Here is a 21,223-nt window from a genome sequence, read left to right as displayed (position 1 = left end):
GTCCGGTCTCCTCGGCGGGTCCGTCCGGTCCGGTGCCCTCGGCGGGCTCGTCCGGTCCGGTCTCCTCGGCGGGTCCGTCCGGTCCGGTGCCCTCGGCGGGCTCGTCCGGTCCGGTCTCCTCGGCGGGTCCGTCCGGTCCGGTGCCCTCGGCGGGTCCGTCCGGTCCGGTCTCCTCGACCGGACGAAAGCGGGTTCAGCTGGAGGAGCTGGTGCCGGTCGCCAGGGAGGCCGCCGCGAAGGCCGGCCGGGTTAACCGGGACGTCGTCGCGGACGGCCTCCGGGAGCAGGGCTACTCGATCAGCAACGAGCGCATGGGGAAGCTGCTGCAGATGATCGACGACACCAACACCAAACCTCCGCCGAAACCCGCGACCGGCACCCCGCACTCTCCGCCCTTCGCCGCCCAGCGGCCCACTCCCACGCCCAACTCCATTCCAAGGAAGCGCTCATGAGCACCAAGTCGAAGACCACCACCCCGGACGCCCTGATGCAGCTCCTCCTGGAGCAGCGGCTCGTCCGATCCGCCAAGGCCGCCAACGACGGCAGCTGGCTGGTCCGCCGGACCGTCGGCGGTCCGAAGGTTGTCCTGGAGAGCCCGGTCGAGGCCATGGACTACGGGCTCGGCGTGCTCCTGGACGCGAAGCTCGAGCTGGAGGCCACTGCCGCCTGAGCGCGCCAAGTGCCTTGACCGTGACCGCAGTTATGTGGCTGACGGCTCGGCCCCTACGGCGCAGCAAGCTATCGCCAAAGCCGGGCTTACGCCCGACTTTGGCACTTGCCCTCGCCCCCGGTGGGGGCGAGGGAGGACCGAGGACGAGCCGAGCGGGGGCGCTCGACTCGTCCTCGGTCACCGGCACCAGGGGGTGCCGGCAGGAGAAGGAGGAGAAGAAGATCGAGACGCCGAGCGCCGCCGCCGAGCCGTCCGCCGCCGCACCGACCAGTGAAGCGCGCCCCGCCCGTCGACCGCGCCGCCGCCACCGCCATCCCCAGAGCCGCACTCGCAAGCTGACTGTGCGTCTCAACGAAGACGAAGAAGCCGAGATCGCTGCCGCTGCCAGTGTGCGCGCCGTGACCGTTGGTCGTTTCATTGCGACCAGCGCCATCAGCGCCGCCCGTGGTTACAGCACCGCTACCGATCCGCAAGACCGCCTCGATCGTGCAGTCGACGAACTCGTCGCCAGCCGAGCACAGCTCGCCCGCGTCGGCAACAACCTCAACCAGCTCACCTTCGGGCTCCACGCCGCGGGCTACGTTCAGCCGGCAGAGCTGGCCCTCACCCTCGGTGCCGTCCGCAAGGCCGTGGCCGTAGTCGACGACACCGCTGCCCAACTGGTGAACGGCGGGCCGCTTGGTCCCTGACGTCAGCCGCGGCAACAAGACCTACGGGTTGTTGGCCTACCTCTACGGCCCCGGTCGGCGCGACGAGCACTTCGACCCCCACCTGGTGGCGAGTTGGGATGGCTTCGCGCCGGACCCGGGCCGCGACCCGAACGCCACCCTCAAGCAGTTGGAGCAGGCCCTCGACTTGCGGGTCAACCAGCGCGGCCGGCGGCGTCTGAAGAACCACGTCTGGCACTGCCCGGTGAGCCTGGACCCGGACGAGCGGCTCCTGACCGACGAGGAGTGGGGCGAAGTGGCCCGCCGCGTCGTCGCAGCCGCCGGCATCGCCGAACCCGGCGACCCGGACGGCTGCCGGTGGATCGCGGTACGCCACGACCCCCGCCACATCCACATCATGGCCACCATCGTGCGTGGCGACCTGCGCGGCGCCCGCCTCCACAACGACGCCCAGCGCGCGCAGGACGAATGCCGAGAGATCGAGAAGGAACTCGGCCTGCGCCAGCTCAATCCGGGAGACAAGACGGCAGCCAAACGGCCCACCAGTGCGGAAGGGCACAAGGCGGAGCGCCTCGGCCGCCCGGAGCCCATGCGTCTGCAGCTCATGGACCGGGTGCGCCAGGCCGTCGCCGGCGCCGCCGACGTCGCCGAGTTCCTCGGCCGCCTCGAAGCGGCTGGCCTGTTGGTGCGGCGCAAGGTCGGCCCGTCCGGCGACGTTCTCGGCTACTCCGTTGCCCACCCGGACGACCGCAACGCCCAAGACGAGCCGATCTTTTTCAGCGGCTCCAAGCTCGCGCCGGACCTCTCCCTTCCGCGCATCCGAAAGCGCCTCAGCGGCGCCGTCGGGGCCGACCTGCCGGGCGAGGCCCAGGTAGGCGACCCGGGCGCCGGTAAGGCGCGGGTGCCCGGCTCCAAGGCCGCCCGTGCCCGCCGAGAGGCCGCCGACGCGGTCGACGACGCCACCCGCACGATCGAGGACGGGCCCGACGAAGACGCGGCGGCGCAGCTGGTCGGCGCCATCGAGATCATCGACGTCCTGGCCATGCGCGCTCCGGCCGACACCAGGGCCCAACTCCTAGCGGCAGCAAGGTCATTCGAACGGGCATCCCGCTCCCACGTCCGCGCCGAGCGGGCTGACAACCGGGCCGTCCGCACGGCGGCCCGCCAGCTGCTCAGCGACGGCTACGCCGGGAACCGCGGCGAGGACGGCGGTACGGTCGCCATGCTGCTGTCGGCCCTGATTCTGCTGGCCATCGCCTCCGCCCGGTGGCACTCCGCTCGCTCGCATGCCCAGCAGGCTGCCGCCGCGAGCGCCGCAGCTGAACAGCTCCGTGCGGCGTACGCCACGGTGGCCGCCCGCCCGATGGCCGCCATGGCCGCACAAGGCCGCTCCCTGCCGTCGCCCGTCCGCGAACGCCAGGACGCGGTCATCCGTGCCAAGCTGCCCGAGGCCCAGGCCGCCGAGCACGGCGGAACCGACTGGGACGCGCTCGCGGCCACCCTCGCCGAAGCGGAGGCCGCCGGCCACGACCCGGCCGCGCTCCTCGAGCAAGCCCGGGACCGCCGCGAACTGGATACCGCGGAGTCCGTCACCGCCGTCATGGTCTGGCGCGTTCGCCGGATCGCGAAGCTGTCGGCCACGCCCTCGGCCGAGCCCGGAAAGGCCGGCACCCGTCCCAAGTCCGCAGGGCCTGCTGCCCCCGCGCCCGCACCGCGGCGCCGGGGCCGGCCCGGCCGGAGCTGACCTTCTGGGTCCTCTCGTGCACCCGCACGAGAGGACCCCGCCGCTGGCCGGTCGAGACCGGAGTCTCGGCGGCTCGTTACCAGTCCTCCTCCAAGCCGCTCCAGCCGTCGTAGATGGCCGGGCTGTCCCCGTCCGGGAAGTCGATGATGTCCGGGCTGTCTCCGTCGGGGAACATGAAGTCGGAGAGCATCGGCTCGGCGCAGTAGCACTCGCCGCCGATGCAGTCCCGCGTCCCAGCGCAGCGGCCCAAGTTGGGGAGTGGGGGCTGGGACGGGAGCGGGGCAGGCCGTTGGATCCGGATCACGGCCGGGACCACCTCGCCGTCCACCCAGACTCCGCCCGCCAGCAGTTCGTAGCCGCTGGCTTCGCCCGCGCTGTCGTTGTCGATCGTCATGGTCCGCCTCCTGAGATCCGCCGACCGGCAGGTCGGCACCAATGCTTGCCGAAGGTGAAAGGGGCCAAGGAAGGGGCCGGCACCCTCCCTTCGCCGTTCCAGGCAACCGGAGGCACGGTCGGCGAGCGCCGTTCCAGGTCGGCGGCGCCCAGACGGAACCGCGGTCGAGTGCTCAGAGCCGTACAAGCAGCACGGCCGAGATGATCAGCGCCGTCCGGTGGAGGGCCTGATCGGCCAAGTACAGGCCATTGAGGCCAGCCGAGCGAAGGTCCGCGAACTGCGGTGAACCGAGCCGGCGGAGGATCCAGCGTACGGGCCACCGGCGATCCAAGATCGCGTGCGTGGCGAATGACCAGGCCAGCGCCGTTGTCGAACCGAGCGCGGTCGCAGGAAGCGGCACGGCGATCCTGATCGCACCGTACAGGCCGACGAGGACCAGGTGGTAGCTCAGGCAGTGCGAGAGGCAGGCTCCCCAGCCACGGCGAGGACTCACGCCGGCGGCGACCTCCTCGTCGCTCGGGGCTGCCTTTCGTGCCGCCTGCCGGTCGGTTTGGCCCAACACATGGTCGGCCAGCACATGGCCGACGCCGAGCACCACCATGACCGCGCCGAACGCTGCCAGGAGGTTCTGACTGGTGTCCATCGAGTTCTCCTTCTGGGATGGTGCCGAGCGGGATTCGCCCGGCACCGGAAATGCGTGAAGGGGGCCAGCACTTCGGTGCTGGCCCCCTTCACGCGGGGGTGGGAATCACGGCTTGCCGTGCGGCGGCAAGCGGCCACAGCGGATGTGGCGGCGTGGCATAGCACAAGTTCGGCTCGCTACAGCGAGCCCGCCGGCCGGGACTCTGGTGATCCGCCCGCCGACGGACGCGATCGACGCTTCGTCGGCGGGCGTGCCAGCGCCCGACCGCAGCAGGAGGACCCGCCGTGCGCACCGACCAGGTCACCGTCCTGATCACCGAGACCGGTGACGACGTGAACGCCCACGTCAAGGGGCCGCTCACACCCCGGACGTACGAGACCGGCGACCCCTCGCAGCGCTACCGCGGCATCATCGACCCGCTGGAGAGCCACGGCCTGGAGTGCGTCGTCGACTACGGGGCGAGCGACTACGTCGTCAACGTCCTGCTGGCTGACGGCAGCCACCTGACGATCTCCCCGCCGGAGGACTGCGGCGACTACCGGCCCGGATCGCTCTCCAGCTGGCTCGTCACCCGCGATCACCCCGACAACCCGGACCTGTTCGAGGTCGCCTACGACAGCGAACCGTACGGCCCGCACGCCGCGAACGGCGGCAGCGTGGTGGGACTGCTGGCCGGGGTGTACGGGTACCTGGACCGCATCGACCCGGGTTGGCGCAGGGCAGAGGCCACGCTGCTGCGAGCGGAGGCGCTGCTCCGGCAGCCGGCTTCGTCAAGAACCTTTCGGTGGAGCACACTTCGTACCGGCTGCCCGCCACCTTCACCGAGTCGGCGCAGCGCAGGGCCGCCGTGGCCCGTGCCGTGGACGCACTGCGTGCCGAGGGGTACGGCGTCACCTGCCCGACTCGCGCTCCCGGCCTTCTGCCCGCTGCCGGACAACCGGTCGTCCTCGGCGCCCCGACCGCCGCGGTGCGGCGCGAGGCCGCCCTCGCGAGCACACCGTCCGCCACGCCCGCCGGCCAACAGTGCGCAGCCCCGGCCGGACCGGCACCGGCCGTCGCAGCCCCGCCCGGTGTCCACCGCCGCTGACCGCCTCCACCGCGACCGCCCGATCCGCACGGGCGGGCAGCAGCTGCACCGTCCCGTACAACGCCCAAGCCGGAGAGCTCTCTTGCCCCTCTCGATCATGCAGCCCGCGGTCACGGAGCCGTCCCACCGTGTCCCGCGCCGTCCCCGGCAGAGCGACCGGGACTGGCTGCTGCGCTGCTACGTGCTGCGCGGCGCCGACGCCCTGGCGGGATCGGTGATCACCTACGCCGTACCGCTGCTGGTCCTCACCCTCACCCACTCGGTGATGTGGACCGGGCTGGCCTTCCTGCTGGAGTGGATGCCCAGGTTGTCGGCCGTCGTCCTCGGCGGGGCGATGGTCGAGCGCCACAGCCCGCAGACCGCCGTCCTGGCGACCAGCCTGGCGCGGGGGGCCGCCGCCCTGCTCACCCTGGTGGGGATGAGCCTCGGGCTGGGTGTGGCGGCCGTGCTCGCCTTCGGCGTCGCCGCCGGCATGCTGGCCGAAGGCAGCTTCCTGGCGGTCGAATCCCTCGGCGCCGAGGCGAGCCGACGCGCCGGCACCCAGATCCACCGGGTGCAGTCCAGGTGCACCGCCATCGACCGCAGCGCCGCACTGCTCGGTCCGCTGCTCGGCGGCGCGCTCCTGCTCGCCGGGCCGGCCCTCCTGCTGACCACCGTCGCGGTCCTGTCGACCGTCACCATCACCATGGCCCTGGTCATGCACACCCAGCGTGCCCGCCTGCGCCTGGTCGCCGAGGCCCGCCGCGAACGCGCCCGCGACGCGCTCGCGGGCGGAGTCGACACCCTTGTGCGCACCCCCGCGCTCGCCTGGCTGATCGGCGCGCTCGCCGCGGCGAACTTCGTCCTCGGTGTCCTGCAGGTGTCCACCCCGATCACCGTCGCCCAGGACCTGCACCGCAGCACCGCCGCCACCGGCCTGGTGTGGAGTGTCGCGGCCGGCGCCTCCCTGCTGGCCGCCCTGGCCGCGAAGCCCGCCATCGACCGCTTCGGCCTGTTCCCGGTGATCCTGACCTCTACCGTCGTCGCCTGCACCGCCGCCGGCGCCGCCGCGATCGCCCCGACCCTGACCACCTACACCGCCGCGGTGGCCACCGTGATGGCCGCCGAAGGTGCGGCCACCGTCGCCCTGCGCACCGCCCGCGCCCGGCTGATCCCCGCCCGACGCTTCTCCGCGACGCTGGCCACCTGCGTCCTGCTCGTCCTGGTCCCGCTGCCGCTGGCCGGCCTGCTGGTCTTCGCCGTTCCGGCGGCCGACGTGAGGGCGCTGCTGTTCGCCACCGCCGTGGCGACCACCGTCGCCACGGCCCTCTGCCTGGTCGGCCTCCACGGCCACCGGCACTCCTACGAGCACCCGGGCTCCGAACCCGCCGCGAAGACGGACGAGGAACTCCTGGCCCAGGCCGCCTGACCCGCCAACCCCAACTCCCTTCCACCACATGGAGAACAGCACCACATGACGACGACCGCCGCCCTTCCGGACGACGCCCGCGACGACGGGGTGCTCCTGGTCCTCGGCACGGGCGACCAGACGTTCAGCTCGTACTACCTGGCCGCCGCTTCCATGCGCAGCCCGCTGGTCCTGGTGAGCGACGCCGAGCCGACCTGGCAGCAGCCCTACCTTCGCGACCACGAGGTCGCCGACCTCGGCGACCTCGAGGAGCTGCGGTGGGCGGTCGCCCGCCTCGCCGAGCGTCACGAGATCAAGGGAGTGGTGACCTGGGACGAGCACGCCCTCGTTGCGGCCTCGCACATCGCCACCGACCTCGCGGTGCCCGGCCAGTCCTCGGCGACCGCGACAGCCTGCCGCAACAAGGCCGCCTCGCGGGCGGTCTGGGCGTCCGAGGGCGTACCGTCCGCCCAGTCGATCCGGGTTACCTCCCTGGTGACCGCCACCACAGCGGCCCGCCGCATCGGCCTGCCCGTCGTCCTCAAGCCGGCCGCCCACTCCGACGGCATCGGCGTCGTCAAGGCCGACACCCTCGACGAGCTGCCGTCCGCGTTCACCTACGCCAGCGCCTGCGCGAAGGACCAGGGCCAGGAGGGCAGCGGCATCCTCGTCGAGGAGTTCCTGGACGGCCCCGAGATCGCGGTGGAGTGCGTGACCTCCCACGGCATCACCGCCGCCGTCGCCGTCACCCGCACGGAACTCGGCGCAGGGCCGCACTTCCAGGCGATCGGCCACGTCGTCACCGCCGACGACCCGCTCCTCGCCGAAGTCGCGCCGATCGCCGAGGCGGCGCTGGACGCCCTCGGCGTCAACTGCGGTATCTCCCACGTCGAGATGCGTCTGACCACCACCGGCCCCAAGCTGATCGAGGTCAACGCGCGCCTGGGCGGCGACCTGGTGGGCCACCTGGTCCACCTCGCCACCGGCATCGACCTCGCCGCCGCCGCGGTCGACATCGCCCTGGGTCGCGAACCCGACCTCACCCCCACCCGGGTAGCTGCCGCCGGCGTCCGCCTGCTCCACCCGGCCGCCTCCGGAACCGTCCGCACCGCTCACGCGCGCCCCGAACTCGCCACCCCCGAATGGCTGGAGCGCCTCGTGTGGGAACTGCGGCCCGGCCAGCAGACCCTGCTGCCCCCGCAGGGCGATCCTGGCACCGCTCGCCTGGGACACCTGGTGGTCACGGGCACCGACGCCGCCCAGGTGCACGAGCACCTCGCCCACGCCGAGGGCCTGCTCGACATCGCCGTCGACCCCGGGCCGACCAGCGGCTGACCCCGGCCGCTGGCGGGCCCGGTGCGCTGCTCACACCGGGCCCGTCGAGACCGTAACCGCCCACCCCGGCCCGACAACACCCTCCACACCGGGCCACGCAGAGAGAACCCTGGACCAGGACCCGTGAACCTCAACTCGTACTCCACTGCCCTCGCCGCGAAGCTGCCGGGGACCTGGCGGGTCGAGCACCACCAGAACCCCGACCCGGACATGGCCGACCTCATCTCGCTGCTCGTCCTCCGGCCCACCCCCCAGTTCGCCGACTTCCAGAACGCCGCCGTCCTCCACAACCTCGCCCGGCCGATCGGCCTGCTCGTCACCGAAGAGCAGCACCCCACCGGGCCCGGCTACACGATCCGCTCGATCGCGCTGACCGAGGGCAACTCCTACATGGAGCACGTCAACGAAGGCGAGGCGCTCGAACTCCACGTCCCCGGTGACCGTGAGCCAGCCAGCGCAGCAGCCGACATCGCCCGCGACCTGCTGCCCCGCCACGACCAGATCCGCGCCCGCCAGCGCCTGACCGTCCTGGAGCGAGCGCTCGGACAGGCTCAAGCGGCCGTCGACCACTGGGACTCGATCTCCGACAGCCTGAGCGACGAGCAGGGCTGGCCGCTGGACGAGAAGCTCTACGGAGACGGCGTCGTCCGCCGCGACGCCGCCGCTCTCCGCCACCTCCAGGACGTCCTGCCCTACGCCGAGGCCCTCCTGCGAGACGGCCGGGCCGCCCAGGCCAACCTGTCACCCGGGCCGGCCGCCGACCAGGCCGGCTGGATGCTGGGCGAGCTGGAGAACGCCTTCACCAGCGCCCGCGGGATCCTCCACCAATGGAACGACACCTTGACGAGGACCACCACGGTCGACGGCTACAACGAGGCGATCGAGGAACGCAACGCCGAAACGTGGCACGACGCGTACACCTGGCTCAGCCACGGGCCGGCCCTCACCGCGCTACTCCGAAGCGCTGCCGAACCTGGCGGCGCGATCCGAAGCGCTGCTGCGCAGGCTCGTTCTCCTCGGCGGGTCGCCGGTGGCCCGCCGGGCCAAGCCGAGCCCGGTCCCGGCCTGACGTCCGTCAAGCAGGCGCCGGAACAGCGACGATGATGTGACTGAGCACTCCACCTGGCCAGTTTGAGCGCGCCAGTTGGCCGCCCTCGGGCTGACTCTCTCGCTGACCCACTCGGTAAGGCCCGGGCGGACAAGGTGCGGCACATACGGTCAGATCAGTAGCCCCTTCCTGTTCATCGTGTTCATCAACTCCTGGTACCGGTCCAGCACCCCTTGTCGCGCTGCTGATAGGTCCGCGAGGGCCTTGTAGTAGCGGGTATGGTCTGTGCCCTTCCATTCGGGCGGGACCTCTGTGTAGCCATCGCCTCCCCCGGCAGGGGGGAACGTGCCGCTGATCTGATTGCACAGGTCACCCAGTGCTTCTGTTAGCGCCTGATGAGCCTCAGTCACCTCGGCATCGATGAAGACCACGACGTCTCGGGTGAGTGCCTCGTGTGCGTCGTAGATGGCGTCTCCGAGCCAGGTCGGGACTCGGTGCATCGGCGCACCTTGAGCCAGCGTCTTGATCCATCGGGCATCGCGGGGTATCGCTTCGAGGACCTGGCCGGTCTTCGCGCGGTCTGCCGCATTCGAGGCTGGTGACTCAGCCGCCGGCCCACCCGCTACTGCCCATCCGGCGGCTAGAAGTCGCTGGATCTCGGCTTTCGGGAGCCAGGGGGTGCGGTCGCCTCGTCGCATCGGTACAGCGACGGTCGACTCGCTTGGCGTGCCGCTTCCATTCGGTCCCGGGACCACGAAGGGCAGAGATATTTGGGGCTGGGCAGGGATGTCGATGAGCAGCACGCCCTTCTCGTCCCCGCAGTCGACCCAGACGATCTCCAGGCCCCTCACTGTGGGGATCACCCGCTGGTCGATCAGCTTGCGGTGTCGATCAAGATCCACAAGGGCTCGCGGCACTGGCGCGAGTTCCGAGACGATCTCCACCCCGTGCTCTATTTGGGTCTTGAAGCCGACCAACAGCAGCCCGCCAGTTCGCGTGTTGGCGAACCCGGCTACGTCCTTGACGAGCTCCTCGGCGGCCTTCGGGGTGTCCAATGCATAGATGCCACCCTTGACATCCAGCCAGTTCGACTCTTCCATCCCAAGCAAGGTTTCGAGTCTGCGCTCCCTGACGGCTTGGCGCACCTCATCGATGTTCGTCACGGACACAGCATCCACTTCGGGTGCGCAACTGGCCAGGTCCAACACTTACTGGCCGACTGAAGTGCTCAGTCACAGATGATGAATCGTCCGACATCCCGGATGGTCACACCTGGATAACGGAATGCGGCTTCGGGAATAAAATCGGGCATTTGATTGTTATACCGGCCACTTCTGATGAAAGGGCTGTACTTGTCGGATCTGCCGAGACGTCGTGACGACCACGAGCCGACGTTCCTCCCGCCGCTCGCCGATGCTGACCTCCACATCCCCGACTTCCCGATGGTTGTTCCGGAGCCCGAGCCCGGCACGCCCGTCATCCGGGCGGTGCCGCACGCCGACGAGCTGAACCCGCGCGGAATCGTGATCACCTGCGAGCACTGCAAGGCCCGCCGCGACTGGATGCTCCTGAACGTTCGGGAGCAGGTGTTCGTCCGCTGTCGCTGCTCGCACGAATGGCTGGAGCGGGACCTGACGGTCGACTACTTCGACCAGCACTTCTCCCACCCGGAGAAGGTGTGGGACAACTTCGAGACCGCTATGACCTCGACCGGCTACGACGGCGCCTTCGCGGGGATCTATCTCAACTGAGCCGTCGCTCGAGCCGCGGCAACCGCGCCGGCCTCGGCCGGGCGAGTCCCGGCCCGGGCGGGGTACCTGGAACCGCTGAGCCTCGCGGGGCCGTACCGGCGGTGCACAACTGCGGTGCTGTACTTGCTGGATGTGAAATGAGGGGAGGGCCCCGATGACGTCGATGCTGGGACGCGAAGCGCCCGGATACCGGCGCAAGTGCCGGTACGCCGGGCGCGCCGGGTGCACCTGCTACTACTACACCGGCGAGTTCGGCCGAAGGCCGCACGGCTGCGCCGGCGCAGGGCACGCCGGGTGGAAGCCCGCACGTGGCCGGACACCGACGGCGCGTAGCCGACTCCAACACCGATTCGGCCCTGACCGGGTGTTCCGCACCCGGTGTTGAGTTCCGACATCTGCACCACGAACGAGGCGGTGCCGCGAGGATTCGCGGCACCGCCTCGTTCGCATTCCCCGGAGGACACTGCGGTTCAGCGACCGAGTAGACCGAAAGTGCCCGGGGCGCTCTCGCACGCCTGGCCGGAGCCGAGCAGCCGGGTGAGGCTCAGCCGTACGACGGCCTGCCGCAGGCTGAGGTGGGCGGCCAGCTCCTCGCAGGTCGCAGCTCCCTCATCCAGCTGGCCCAGCACCGCACGGTCGGCGTTGTCGTCGAGCAGCCGGGACACCAGGTACAGCGCGAATACGGACAGCGCGCACCCGATGAGCGTGATCGCGGTCACCGCCGGTCTGTGCCACACGGCGCCCGCCACGGCCTCGGCGCCTGTGAAGACGGTGAGCGAGAACAAGAAGATCGCCGCGCGGCGCAGTCCGCGGCGGGAGATCGTCGAGGTGATGGTCACAAAGCCTCCTGGGGCAGCGGAGCATAGCGTGAGCGGTCGAAGAAGAGGCAGTCGGTGCGCGGCGGGCGAATCAGGCATACCCGGCACGGGAGTTCAGGTGCCGCCGGGAGGACGTGGTGGTGGCAGAAGGCCCGGCCTGCGCGCGGGTCGCGCACCGGGTGCGCGACGACGAGTTCGGTGAGAAGTTCTGGGGCGGTCCAGCCGCAGCGTCCTTCGCGCGGGTGGAGGCGTGCGGAGCGGTGGCCGGCGTCGATGCCGCCGACGGCCACCAGGTAGAGGTCGCTGGGGGCGAGGTAGGCCAGGACGTGGTAGCGGGTGCGCTCACCAGTGCTGTTCCTTGGGCCGTAGGCGGTGCCGAAGGCGCGGGCGATGCCGACCCGGCTGCCGTGCAGATCGAGGGTTTCAGGGTCCAACGGGCCTCCGTGTTCGCGCTGTCCGACGCGGGAACGGCGTCGGTGACTGGCCGCCGGGCCGAGGCGCGGCGGAGTGCGAACACGGGCAGATCAGTCCTGCGGGCCGCGCGGACGAGGCACGCGGTCGAGATGGCAGGGCACGGCCGGGGCCGGGACGCGCGACATCAGCGTCCACGCGACGGCCAGCTGGGCAACCGTCAGAACCGTGCCGCCGAGGGTGGTGCGGTGTGCCCAGGCGGCGCCGTAGACGAGATCGAAAGCCGAGGCGGCCACCAGGATCCTGGCGAAGGCGAGGGAATCAAGACGAAGCGTGATGACGAGTCCTCTCGGAGGAACGGCGGGGGGCAGTGACCGGGCCGGGAGTGTTGACCGGCAGCCGGAGTACGGCGACGGGCCGCGATGGCATATCGGCGGCTGTAGGAGTCGGCGGTTCCCGGCCGACGCGCCGGGCGAGGAGGGCGCCTGCTCGGTAGTCGGTCAACCGCGCAGCAGGGCGACTCGCCTCATCGACGCGCGCTTTTAGGCAGCAAGGGAAGTGGCGGTAACCGGGCGGGGCGTGGAGCGGCTGACCAGTGCGGTCAGCAGGTCGAGGACGAGTTCGGCGGGGGTGTGCCGGTCGAAGCGGGCTCTCCAACCGGGCTGGCGGGCGGTTCCGTCCACGGCGATGGTCCAGGTGTCGGCGTTCGGGTTGTCGGGCTGGTAGCCCACGTAGACCCGGGTACACGGCGACGCGGTATGCAGGCCGCCGTCGGCGTCAACCACCCAGGCCCAGCCATGCTCGTAGAGGAACGCGTTCACGATGTTGGCGTTGCCCTCGCCGGTGAGCCAGTTGTGGCGGGGAACGGTGTCGCCGGTCCGCCGACCGCGGACATCCGGGCGGGGCGTGGAGCGGCTGACCAGTGCGGTCAGCAGGTCGAGGACGAGTTCGGCGGGGGTGTGCCGATTGAAGCGGGCTCTCCAGCCGGGCTGGCGGGCGGTTCCGTCCACGGCGATGGTCCAGGTGTCGGCGTTCGGGTTGTCGGGCTGGTGGCCCACGTGGACCCGGGTGCACGGCGACGCGGCGTGCAGGCCGCCGTCGGCTTCGATGCCCGAGGTCCAGCCATGCTCGTGGAGGAACGCGTTCACGATGTCGGTGTTGCCCTCGCCGATAGGCCAGTCTCGGTGCGGAATGTCCTCGCCAGGACGCGGACCGCGAACAACCGGGGCGGAGATCACGATGGGCAGGGGAACGTCCTCCTCGCTGAGGGGCTGCGGTGGTCGTCCATGTTGACTTGGACTGCCCGGTTTCGCATAGCCCGTACAGGGGTTGGCCGTCTGCTGCAGGCGAACACGGCGGGGGCCGTCTGCTGAAGGTTGGACCCTACCGACAACCGGCGTCCTGCCTCGATGAAGCCGACGTAGTCGGTGAGCCTGGCCGGCGGTGGACCACTCGTCTCGGTGAGGTTGGCGAAGTCGGCGGACAGGGCGTCTCAGCGTGTCTTGCGGATGGCGGCGGTGGCGGCCTGGGCGATGGCGGCGGGGGCGCTGGAGGGCCGGGGCAGGTGGAGCAGGGTAGTTCCCGGCAGGTGTAGGGAGTTCGTGCTGAGGGTGAGCTGGAGTACGGCGCAGCCGGCGGTGGTGAGGCGGTTGATGCGGGTGACCGCCTCGGCGGTCTCGTCCGGGTCGTAGTGGGCGTCAGTCACGACGACGAGGAGGCGGCCTGTGCCGGGGCGGCTGAGGTCGAGGCCGTGGTCGAGCGCGTCCAGGGCATCGCCCAAGTTGTGGCTGGCGCCGCGGGCGGCGAAGGTCGTCACCTTGTCCGGAGCCCGGTGGGTGGGTCGGGTCAGCGCCGTCAGGTCATAGTCGTACGCGACAGTGGCGGTGCGGGAGTCGGGGCCGGTCAGGGCAGCGGCACGGGCCACGATCCAGGCAGCGGACGCAACAGGCCCACAGGCGGCCGACATGGAGCCGGAGACGTCCACCGCGATGCCCACCCGCAGCGGCGGGGTGGCGCTGCTGCGGCGGCGGGTGGCGGTGAACGGCTCTGCTGTGGGGATCGACCCGCTCGCGCGCTGGGCGTCGCGGGCGAGGGCCTGGCGGACGTTGAGGCGGCCGGGCGGAGTGGGACTGGTGGTCCGCTCCTCGGTCCGCTCACGAAAGGCCGCGGCGCGAAGCGCGCGGCTCAGGGACGCGGCGGCGGTCTGCTCGGCGGCGGTCGGCTTGCGGGTACCGGTCACCGGGCTCCGGGAGGGCCTCGATGTGCCGCCGGGACTGACGGTGGTTCCGCTCGAGTTGAAAACAGACCTCGCGGTCGCGGCGGCCTTGCGCCGCTGGCCGGCCTGCTGGGCGCGGCCCTGGACCTTTGCCTCCGCCCGCGCGGCCAGGGCGTTGTCCGCGGCGGCCTGGGCTGCGGCGTCGGCGGCGTCGTTGGCGTCCATGCCGTCCATGACGACCCCCACGGCGTCGGACAGCAGATCGGTGAGGCCCTGCGGCAGGGGCAGCGAAGGGGAGGCGGTGTCCAGGGCGTCGCACCACGCTTTGCCGTGCGCGAGCATGGTGGCGCCGTCGTGGTCGGCGGTCCGTTGGGCCGCGGTCCAGATGCCGGTGAGGGTGGCCAGCAGCTCGTCGCCCAGGCCCTGCTCGCACAGGTCGGCGACGGCCCGGGTCTCGCCGGCGTCGAGGATGCCGGCGTCCCGGCGGCCGAGGATCAGGGCCGCCACGCCGGCCGCGTGCCTGATGCCCTGGACACGGGGGTTGGCGATGTCGGGCATGACCAGGGTCCGGGCGCTGGTGCGCAGGTACGCGCGGTCGGTGGGCCGCCTGATCAGGTGGGCGCCCTCGACCCGGCTCTCCTCCAGCAGGAGCGCGGCCTCCACGACGCGTGGGTCCGCGTCGCCCGGCTCCACCCACACGGAGTGGGCCGCGTGGGCGGCCTCGTGGCAGAAGACCCCCCAGGCGGCGGGATAGCGCTCCTCGTCGCCCACGATCCGCGGACGGATCTCGTGCGGCTGGAGGGCGCCGAACAGTCCGGAGTCGAACTCGATCTCGCCGCCACGCGGGTAGAAGGCGGCCGGGGCGCCGCTGCGGGTACCGGGCCGGCAGGTGACCAGCAGGTCCTGGCGGCCGGACAGCGCGACCAGCCGGTCACCCAGCTCGGCGCCCACGCGCAGCCACGCAGCCGGGGAGGAGGAGGGCTGCGCCGGCGGGGCACCGTCGTCGTCCCAGCGCGCGAGGTCGGCATCGTCGTCGGGCGTGGTGACGGGGGGCAGGACGTGGTGATGGGCGCTCATCGCTGGCCCCGGCGAGCGGAGTTGGTGCCGCCCGCGGGCTGCTGGGCGGCCGTCGCGGTGGCGGCGGGCAGCTGCCGACCGAGGGTGAGCGGCCGGACGTTCTTGATGCCGGCTATCTTGCTGACGGCGGCGGCGACGACATCGCGGTCCTCCAACGGGGCGATCCCGATCAGGTTCGCCCACGCGGCCGTGGCGCCGAGGACGGCCTCGGTCCGCTTGAAGGCGAGCAGCTCCCGCAGCTGCGGGGCCCAGCCCAGCTCACCCAGCTCGACCTGACCGGCGAGGTGCCGGGCGACGCGCACAACCCGGGCATCGACCCGCAGCGCCTGGGCGAGGTCATAATCCGTCCCGACCTGGATCTGCACCGAGAACCGGCTTGCGAGCGCCTCCGTCAGGACCGCCCCGTGGACGCCGGGATTGTGGCCCGCGACCACGAAAAAGCCGGGCTGGGCCGTGACGGTCTCGCCCTGGTGCGCCTTGACCTGAATCTGGCGGCGCCCGTCCATCGCCGGATACATCGCCGACAGAACTTTTGGCGAGATCAGCGTCGCGTCGTCGATCAACAATGGGCGGCCCTCGGTCATCGCGGTGACCAGCGGACCGTACTGCCAGACGTAGCCCCCGCTGTCGTCCAGCGTGTAATCGCCGATCAGGTCGCCGACCGTGGTGTCGCCATCGCCCGCGACGGTGATCAGGTCAGGGAACGCGGCTTCCACCAGGGACGTCTTGCCGGTGCCCGGGGGACCGTAGAGCAGCACCGGCACGTCGGCGGCACGCAGCCGCGCCAGCGCCTCGACGTCGGGCAGGGAGGCCAGCTCCCGGGGGTGGTAGAGCTGGCCGCCCGCGCGGCGGATCGGGCCGACCTGACTGGGCGTCTTCGGTGCGGGCGGGGTCGTGCGGGCCGTGGCCGCCTGGGCCCGGGGAGAGTGGGTGCCCGGTGGACTGATCACCACGACTGCCGCGGCGAAGGCGGTCTTCCCGTTCGCGCGGAACTGCCTTCCGGTGCCGAGCTGGTCGGCCTCCCCGCGCTGGACCAGGGTGTTGACCGCCTGCTGGACAGCACCGTGGGAGTGACCCAGCGCCTTGGAAATCTCCCCGATGGTGAGCGGGTCCGTCGGCCGGTCGGCCAGCAATTGGGCCACCTTGGCCCGCAGCTCGCCGGGCTTGGCGTGTGCTGGCTTGACGGGCGGTGCGGGTGTGGTCAAAGCGAGGAACCTCCAACGGGTTCGCGGGCAGGCGGGGTTGGCAATGTGCCGGGATGGCGGGGCCGCTCCCGGAGCGGATCACGGGCGGGACGATCACCGGGACCGTGGGGGCGCGGCCGGCCCGCTCACGGGCTCTGTCCGGACCAGTTCGCCCGGGGCCTCGGCCGGGTCAGGAGCCTCCTCGAAGCCGACCCGGAGCAGGATCCGCAACGCGGCGGCGTTGTAACTCGTGGTGGTGGTCTCGCCGGTGGCGGTGCGCCGGATCGGCACGAACTGCTGGGCTGTGCGCTCTGCGGGCGCCTCTGCCTCGTGGACGGGCGAGGGCCGCTGGGCGGAGTCGAGAGGATGCGAGGTCAGGGTTTCTCCGTGGTGTTCGGGTTGGGGCTTGGGCGGCGGGTGCCAGCCGTGTTCAGGGGTGCGGGACTCGACCGTCAGTGGGCGCGGCGCTGCTGCGGCAGCGTCTGCGGTGCAGCCGAGGCTGGCTGCGGGGCTGTCCGCGGGCGCCTGGCCGTGGTGCGTGTACGGGCCGCGTCCGCACGGCGGCTCTCCGCCGGGGTGGTGAACAGCTCGTCGCTCGCGTAGCGGAACGCGCCGGCGGCGTCCTCCAGGAGCTCGGCCTGGATCCGCTGGGGTGCCCGAGCGGCTTCGGCCAGGATCTCGGGGATGCGTGCGTCCAGCAGCCCGGCCTCGCGGGGCAGCCCGTACGCGGAGGCGACGGCATGGTGGGCGGTCGCCTCGATCGTGGCGGACCACGCCGTCGGCAGGTTCGGGCCTTCGGGCACGATGCCGCAGACCGTCGGTCCCAGGTTGGCGAGGGCCCGCGGCAGGGGGGCCTCGTCGTCGATGGCGGCCATGAGGGCCACCTCAAGGGCCGTGTATGACGCGGCCCCCAGGCGGGAGAAGAGGTGTCCGTTGTGCAGCCAGGCGACTGCCTGCTGCTGCGGGCCGGGGGTAGGGGCAGGCAACTCCGGTAGCTCGATGACCAATTCGTCGGGGCCTGCGGTCGTGGCGAGGGCCCGCCAGAAGCATGCCAGCCGCGCCGTGCCCTTGAGGGTGTCGGCGTTGGCCAATGCGGTTAGCACGGCAGGGTCGAGCGGGTTCTGCGGACGCGGGTACACCTGCTGGGCGAGGCGGAAGCCGGCGTCGGCGAGGGCCAGGCAGCCCCTGGAAGGCTCCAGCGTCCGGCTCGCGGCGACCAGCAGGTCGGTGACCGGGGCGCTGCCCAGGCCCTCGTAGGCGGCGTTCAGCAGGCGGCGGCTGTCCAGGAGTGCGGGGTGTGGGGAGTCGGTCATGGTCGTCTCTACGTGATGGGTTCAGCGCCGCTGGCTGGGGGCGGGGGCGCTGACCGGAGTGCTGGTGGTGGCGGTGCCGGGTTCCGCACTCGGCCGGGGCAGCTGGGTGCCGTGGGCCAGGGCCGCAGCGCGGCGCTGGGCCGCAGCAGTGAGGGCCTCGGCACTCACCGGGGTGACGACGGCGATCTTCCGGTCGGTCGCGTCAAGGTGGAGGCCGGTGGTGCTGCGCAGCAGGGGCTCCGGGGAGGCGAGGTCTCGGCAGAGTGCGGCGGCGAGGCGGGAGGGGGTGTTCGCGCTGATCTCCGCTGTCCAGTAGCCGAGCGCCCGGTGGCACGTGATGTGGGCTGCGGGTTTGCCGCGTAGGTCGTGGAGAGCCGTCGGGACGTCGCAGTGGGCGGCGACGTAGCCGTCGGGCGAGTGGAAGACGACGGAGCCGCGGGGCTGGACGGCGCTCTTCCACCCTGCCTCGGCCAGGGGCAGGAGACCGAGGGCGAGGACGCCGGCCTGGAAGGGATTCTGTGAGTCCGGTCCGGCTTCGTCCAGCGTGGCGAGCGCCTCGTCGACGACGCCGGCGATCAGTTCGGGCGGGACGAGGTCACCGCTGGTGATGCGCCAGGCGACACTCGCTCCCCGGCGTTGGGCGCCCCAGACCCGCCAGGCGGCGCTCTGCCGGGTCGGGGTGTTGGTGCCGTCGGGCCAGGCGAGGCCGAGCCTGCCGCACGGGCTGGTCATCGAGTCGGTGCCCAACGTCCAGCCCTGGGCAGCGAGATGGCCCTTGACCTGTTCGGCGCCACCGCGGCCGGGTCCGGCGTAGTGGCGGGGGGTCACGGTGACCAGGCCCGCTTCCGGGTCGGCTGGGTGGAGTTGCTCGGCAGCGGTCGGTGCGGTGGTGGCCGGCAGAGGGTTCTCCAGATCGGTCGGTCGGGTCGGGGTCTCGAGCAGGGGGCGCCACCGGGGCAGGGCGGCGCAGGCGGCGGGTTCGATCGTGACCCGGGCCAGGTGGTGGGAGGGGATCTCGCTGCGGCGGCGCAGTACCGCGTCCGAGGCCAGCGTCACCGCCGCCGTGCGCAGGAACGCCTCGGGCGCCCACGGCGAGGCGATGACGCTCCACGCCAGCTCGGAGTCGGTGTCGCCCAGGCCGAAGGAAAGTGTGCGCTCCGGGTGGGAGGGCACCAGGAGGGTGGCGGCGCCGGGCGCGTGGATGAACGTCCGCCAGGGGCCTTGCTTGATCGTCCATCCGGCGTCGGAGAGGATCCGCGCGATGTCGTCACCGGCCCTGCGGTCGGCCAGGACGGAGGACGGGTCGCTGTCGAGTCGGCCAGCGGCGTCCAGGACGAGGCCGTGGGTGAGTTCGTAGGGCGTCCTGGGGCTGAACCAGGCACACCAGAGTCCCTTGGCGTCCGGCTCTCCGCTGGCGTAGGCGGAGAGCCGCCAGTGGTTCCGGAGGTTGCTGCGGCCGAGGGGGAAGTCGCCGTGCTCCAGGACCATGCGGCGGCAGGGGCTGACGAGCAGGGGTTCCTCGGCGGTGCTGTCCGGATCGTGCTCCCACCCGTACGCGGAGACGAGGTGGTCGCCCAGGTCGCTGGGCGCAGTGCCGGTGCCGGCCAGCTCCAAGGGGCGGACGGCGACCAGTTCGTCGGTGTCGGTGGGCAACTCGGGCTCCAAGCAGAGGGGGTGGGCGGAACAGCGCCCCGCCGGGCCGGGGCTCCGTCGGCGGTCACCGCCGTGAGGCGCTCGCGGTCGCAGGGTGAGCGGTGGCCAGGTTGCTGGCGGGCGCGGTGGTGCTCGCGGTGGACAGGCTGGGCAGGAAGCGGGTGATGGCGGCGGCCCGGCGGCTGGTCGAGGTGGTGAGGGATTGTGCGGTGACCGGGGTGACGACGGCGACCTCCCGGTCGGTGGCGTCCAGGCGCAGGTGATCGGGATTGCGGATCAGGGGCCCGGGGTCGGCGGCGTCGCGGCACAGGGCGGCGGCCAGCCGGGAGGGTGTGTTCGCGCTGATCTCGACCTCCCAGAATCCGAGCGCCCGCCGGCAGGAGATGCGAGCGGCCGGTCGGCCGCGGAGTTCGTATAGGGCGTCGGGGGGCCCGCAGCGGGCGCTGAGGAGTCCGTCGGGCGACTCGAACGTGGCGGCGCCCTTGGGGGTGACCTCGCTGGTCCAGCCCGCGGCTGCCAACGGCAGGAACCCCAGCGCCAGGACGCCCGACTCGAACGGTGTCCGGCCGGCCTTGTCGGCCTCGTCCAGCATCGTGGTCGCCTCGCCGATCAGACCTTCGACGATCTCCTCGGGGACCAGACGCCAGCCGGTGACCCGCCAGGCGACGCCCGCGCCGGCACGCTGGGTGCCCCAGACCCGCCACGGCGCGTACGTCCGCTCGCGTCCCCAGCCGCGCGGCTTGTCCGACTCGGTGGGCCAGGCGACGCCCAGCCGGCCGCACGCACTGGTGAGGACGCCCTGCGCATCAACCCATCCCTCGGCCTGGAGACGTTGGCGAAGCCGGTCGACGGCGTCGACGCTGGGCCCGGCGTAGTGGCGAGGGGTGACCGCGACCAACGCCGGTGGCGGACTGGGCTGTTCAGCACCGGTCTCGGTCGGGCCGGTGAGTTCCAGTGGGCGGACGGCGACCAGGTCGTCGGTGTCGGGATCGGCGGGCAGCGAGGTCTCCAGGAGCGAGAGGGGCAAGGTCAGGACGGGCGGTGCCGTGGCGCCGGCACGGACGCGCTGCTGCCGGTGCGCGGCCTGTCGGAGAGCGGAAGTGCGGTGGGCACCGGCAGGGCCGCGGTGTTCCGGGCGCGAGCCGCGCCGAACCGTCCGGTGCGCGGCGGGCGTTCGGCGAGCGTCTGGGTGGTCAGCAGGTTCCGGTGCCGGGCCGGGAGCTGCCCGGCCCGGCGGACGGCCGGGGCCAGAAGGGCGGCGGTCGCGGCGGTCAGCAGCGACTCGGGGGCGGTCGCGCCGAACCGCACCGTCCAGGTGCCCTTCTCGGCGGCGCCGGTCAGCATCACCTCGCTGCCGGGGGCTTCCAGCGGGAAGGAGAGGGCGGCGCGGCGGTCGGGGGCGGAGACCAGCTCGTAGCCGTCGCGGTGGTGGCCGGACCAGCCGGCCGCGAGCAGGGCCGCGCGGGCGTGGTGGCCGGCTAGGAGGCCGGTGCCGGTGAAGAGGTCCGGGCGGTGAAGGAGGCCGGTGGCGGCCTCGTCGAGGAGGGACTGGGTGATCTCGGCCGGTACCTGGTGGCAGAAGCCGACCGACCAGCCGATCCCGGTCAGGGACAGCGGGGCCGTACCCGATCCAGTGGAGAGCGCGATGCCGGTGGTGCCGCTTACGAGGACTACGTGGGTGGGCGAGTTGTAGGGGCGGAACCAGCCGTGCCGCTCGGCGAGGAGCGACGGCAGGTCGGCGTCGCCGGGCCCGGCGAGGTGGGTGGGGCGGACTGAGAGGAGCGGCTCGGTGGAGACGGGGGAAGCAGTGGGCACAAATCTCGTT

The 21,223-nt window shown here is 72.1% G+C and carries 21 protein-coding genes and 1 pseudogene; 8 read left to right on the top strand and 14 right to left on the bottom strand.

Features of this window, described 5'->3' with window-relative positions:
* The 4 genes and pseudogenes from ACIBEC_RS18495 to ACIBEC_RS18480 form a co-directional block, all read left to right on the top strand.
* Positions 1–452: pseudogene (locus tag ACIBEC_RS18495) on the top strand (hypothetical protein); the annotation flags it as partial.
* Complete coding sequence (locus tag ACIBEC_RS18490) at positions 449–670, top strand: hypothetical protein (protein ID WP_360493421.1); 222 nt, start codon at positions 449–451, stop codon at positions 668–670. The pseudogene ACIBEC_RS18495 and the gene ACIBEC_RS18490, both read left to right, overlap by 4 nt.
* Positions 671–702: 32 nt before the next feature.
* Positions 703–1,359: a plasmid mobilization protein gene (locus ACIBEC_RS18485; RefSeq protein ID WP_396287972.1), complete on the top strand. Its 657-nt coding sequence runs from the start codon at positions 703–705 to the stop codon at positions 1,357–1,359.
* The gene (locus ACIBEC_RS18480) at positions 1,349–3,082 is read left to right on the top strand and encodes a relaxase/mobilization nuclease domain-containing protein (RefSeq protein WP_360493415.1); all 1,734 of its coding nucleotides are present in this window, start codon (positions 1,349–1,351) and stop codon (positions 3,080–3,082) included. Before ACIBEC_RS18485 ends, ACIBEC_RS18480 begins: the two co-directional genes overlap by 11 nt.
* Before the next feature lie 76 nt (positions 3,083–3,158).
* Here the strand turns inward: ACIBEC_RS18480 and ACIBEC_RS18475 are convergent, their stop codons facing one another.
* Both ACIBEC_RS18475 and ACIBEC_RS18470 read right to left on the bottom strand, forming a co-directional pair.
* Positions 3,159–3,476, bottom strand: a complete 318-nt coding sequence (locus tag ACIBEC_RS18475; protein WP_360493412.1) for a hypothetical protein — start codon at positions 3,474–3,476, stop codon at positions 3,159–3,161.
* Positions 3,477–3,648: 172 nt separating this feature from the next.
* The gene (locus tag ACIBEC_RS18470; protein ID WP_360493409.1) at positions 3,649–4,119 is read right to left on the bottom strand and encodes a hypothetical protein; all 471 of its coding nucleotides are present in this window, start codon (positions 4,117–4,119) and stop codon (positions 3,649–3,651) included.
* 284 nt (positions 4,120–4,403) lie between these two features.
* On the opposite strand from ACIBEC_RS18470, the gene ACIBEC_RS18465 reads away from it, so the two are divergent.
* The 3 genes from ACIBEC_RS18465 to ACIBEC_RS18455 all read left to right on the top strand — a co-directional run bounded on the left by ACIBEC_RS18465 (position 4,404) and on the right by ACIBEC_RS18455 (position 9,032).
* The gene (locus ACIBEC_RS18465; RefSeq protein WP_360493407.1) at positions 4,404–6,614 is read left to right on the top strand and encodes a hypothetical protein; all 2,211 of its coding nucleotides are present in this window, start codon (positions 4,404–4,406) and stop codon (positions 6,612–6,614) included.
* A gap of 45 nt (positions 6,615–6,659) precedes the next feature.
* On the top strand, positions 6,660–7,928 hold the full coding sequence (locus tag ACIBEC_RS18460; protein ID WP_360493404.1) for an ATP-grasp domain-containing protein: 1,269 nt from the start codon (positions 6,660–6,662) through the stop codon (positions 7,926–7,928).
* 123 nt (positions 7,929–8,051) lie between these two features.
* Positions 8,052–9,032, top strand: coding sequence for a hypothetical protein (locus ACIBEC_RS18455; protein ID WP_360493401.1), 981 nt, complete (start codon positions 8,052–8,054; stop codon positions 9,030–9,032).
* A 114-nt stretch (positions 9,033–9,146) separates the two neighbouring features.
* On the opposite strand, the gene ACIBEC_RS18450 is transcribed toward ACIBEC_RS18455, so the two are convergent.
* Positions 9,147–10,139, bottom strand: coding sequence for a hypothetical protein (locus ACIBEC_RS18450; protein ID WP_360493398.1), 993 nt, complete (start codon positions 10,137–10,139; stop codon positions 9,147–9,149).
* 189 nt (positions 10,140–10,328) lie between these two features.
* Between ACIBEC_RS18450 and ACIBEC_RS18445 the strand changes: the two genes are divergently transcribed.
* Positions 10,329–10,727 carry a hypothetical protein gene (locus ACIBEC_RS18445; RefSeq protein ID WP_360493395.1) on the top strand — a complete coding sequence of 133 codons (399 nt, stop codon included), beginning with the start codon at positions 10,329–10,331 and terminating at the stop codon, positions 10,725–10,727.
* Between the two features lie 470 nt (positions 10,728–11,197).
* Here the strand turns inward: ACIBEC_RS18445 and ACIBEC_RS18440 are convergent, their stop codons facing one another.
* The 11 genes from ACIBEC_RS18440 to ACIBEC_RS18390 form a co-directional block, all read right to left on the bottom strand.
* On the bottom strand, positions 11,198–11,566 hold the full coding sequence (locus ACIBEC_RS18440) for a hypothetical protein (protein ID WP_360493392.1): 369 nt from the start codon (positions 11,564–11,566) through the stop codon (positions 11,198–11,200).
* Positions 11,563–11,979 carry a hypothetical protein gene (locus ACIBEC_RS18435; protein ID WP_360493389.1) on the bottom strand — a complete coding sequence of 139 codons (417 nt, stop codon included), beginning with the start codon at positions 11,977–11,979 and terminating at the stop codon, positions 11,563–11,565. The genes ACIBEC_RS18440 and ACIBEC_RS18435 overlap by 4 nt, the downstream gene beginning before the upstream one ends.
* A 90-nt stretch (positions 11,980–12,069) precedes the next feature.
* Positions 12,070–12,252, bottom strand: a complete 183-nt coding sequence (locus tag ACIBEC_RS18430; RefSeq protein WP_360493386.1) for a hypothetical protein — start codon at positions 12,250–12,252, stop codon at positions 12,070–12,072.
* A 246-nt stretch (positions 12,253–12,498) separates the two neighbouring features.
* The gene (locus tag ACIBEC_RS18425; protein WP_360493383.1) at positions 12,499–13,104 is read right to left on the bottom strand and encodes a DUF317 domain-containing protein; all 606 of its coding nucleotides are present in this window, start codon (positions 13,102–13,104) and stop codon (positions 12,499–12,501) included.
* Between the two features lie 344 nt (positions 13,105–13,448).
* Complete coding sequence (locus ACIBEC_RS18420) at positions 13,449–15,248, bottom strand: hypothetical protein (RefSeq protein WP_360493380.1); 1,800 nt, start codon at positions 15,246–15,248, stop codon at positions 13,449–13,451.
* Positions 15,245–16,390, bottom strand: a complete 1,146-nt coding sequence (locus ACIBEC_RS18415; RefSeq protein ID WP_360493595.1) for an AAA family ATPase — start codon at positions 16,388–16,390, stop codon at positions 15,245–15,247. Before ACIBEC_RS18415 ends, ACIBEC_RS18420 begins: the two co-directional genes overlap by 4 nt.
* A gap of 156 nt (positions 16,391–16,546) precedes the next feature.
* Positions 16,547–16,723, bottom strand: a complete 177-nt coding sequence (locus ACIBEC_RS18410) for a hypothetical protein (protein WP_360493378.1) — start codon at positions 16,721–16,723, stop codon at positions 16,547–16,549.
* A gap of 161 nt (positions 16,724–16,884) precedes the next feature.
* Positions 16,885–17,745, bottom strand: a complete 861-nt coding sequence (locus ACIBEC_RS18405; protein ID WP_360493375.1) for a hypothetical protein — start codon at positions 17,743–17,745, stop codon at positions 16,885–16,887.
* Between the two features lie 21 nt (positions 17,746–17,766).
* A complete protein-coding gene (locus ACIBEC_RS18400; protein WP_360493372.1) occupies positions 17,767–19,398 on the bottom strand; it encodes a DUF317 domain-containing protein in 1,632 nt (543 codons plus the stop codon).
* A 64-nt stretch (positions 19,399–19,462) separates the two neighbouring features.
* Positions 19,463–20,425, bottom strand: coding sequence for a hypothetical protein (locus ACIBEC_RS18395; RefSeq protein WP_360493370.1), 963 nt, complete (start codon positions 20,423–20,425; stop codon positions 19,463–19,465).
* 2 nt (positions 20,426–20,427) lie between these two features.
* Positions 20,428–21,213 (bottom strand): hypothetical protein, encoded by a 786-nt coding sequence (locus ACIBEC_RS18390; protein ID WP_360493367.1) that lies wholly within the window; start codon positions 21,211–21,213, stop codon positions 20,428–20,430.
* Between the last annotated feature and the right edge of the window lie 10 nt (positions 21,214–21,223).

The organism is Kitasatospora sp. NPDC051164 (genome assembly GCF_044455625.1).
Taxonomy (GTDB): Bacteria; Actinomycetota; Actinomycetes; order Streptomycetales; family Streptomycetaceae; genus Kitasatospora.
Note: the sequence above shows the minus strand (reverse complement) of the source record. Positions and strands in the feature narration are given on the sequence as shown.

Excerpts from the sequence above, each read along its gene's own strand:
- ACIBEC_RS18475 (WP_360493412.1), bottom strand. The coding sequence starts at position 3,476 with ATGACGATCGACAACGACAGCGCGGGCGAAGCCAGCGGCTACGAACTG.
- ACIBEC_RS18420 (WP_360493380.1), bottom strand. The coding sequence starts at position 15,248 with ATGAGCGCCCATCACCACGTCCTGCCCCCCGTCACCACGCCCGACGAC.
- ACIBEC_RS18460 (WP_360493404.1), top strand. The coding sequence starts at position 6,660 with ATGACGACGACCGCCGCCCTTCCGGACGACGCCCGCGACGACGGGGTG.
- ACIBEC_RS18470 (WP_360493409.1), bottom strand. The coding sequence starts at position 4,119 with ATGGACACCAGTCAGAACCTCCTGGCAGCGTTCGGCGCGGTCATGGTG.
- ACIBEC_RS18405 (WP_360493375.1), bottom strand. The coding sequence starts at position 17,745 with ATGACCGACTCCCCACACCCCGCACTCCTGGACAGCCGCCGCCTGCTG.
- ACIBEC_RS18490 (WP_360493421.1), top strand. The coding sequence starts at position 449 with ATGAGCACCAAGTCGAAGACCACCACCCCGGACGCCCTGATGCAGCTC.
- ACIBEC_RS18485 (WP_396287972.1), top strand. The coding sequence starts at position 703 with ATGTGGCTGACGGCTCGGCCCCTACGGCGCAGCAAGCTATCGCCAAAG.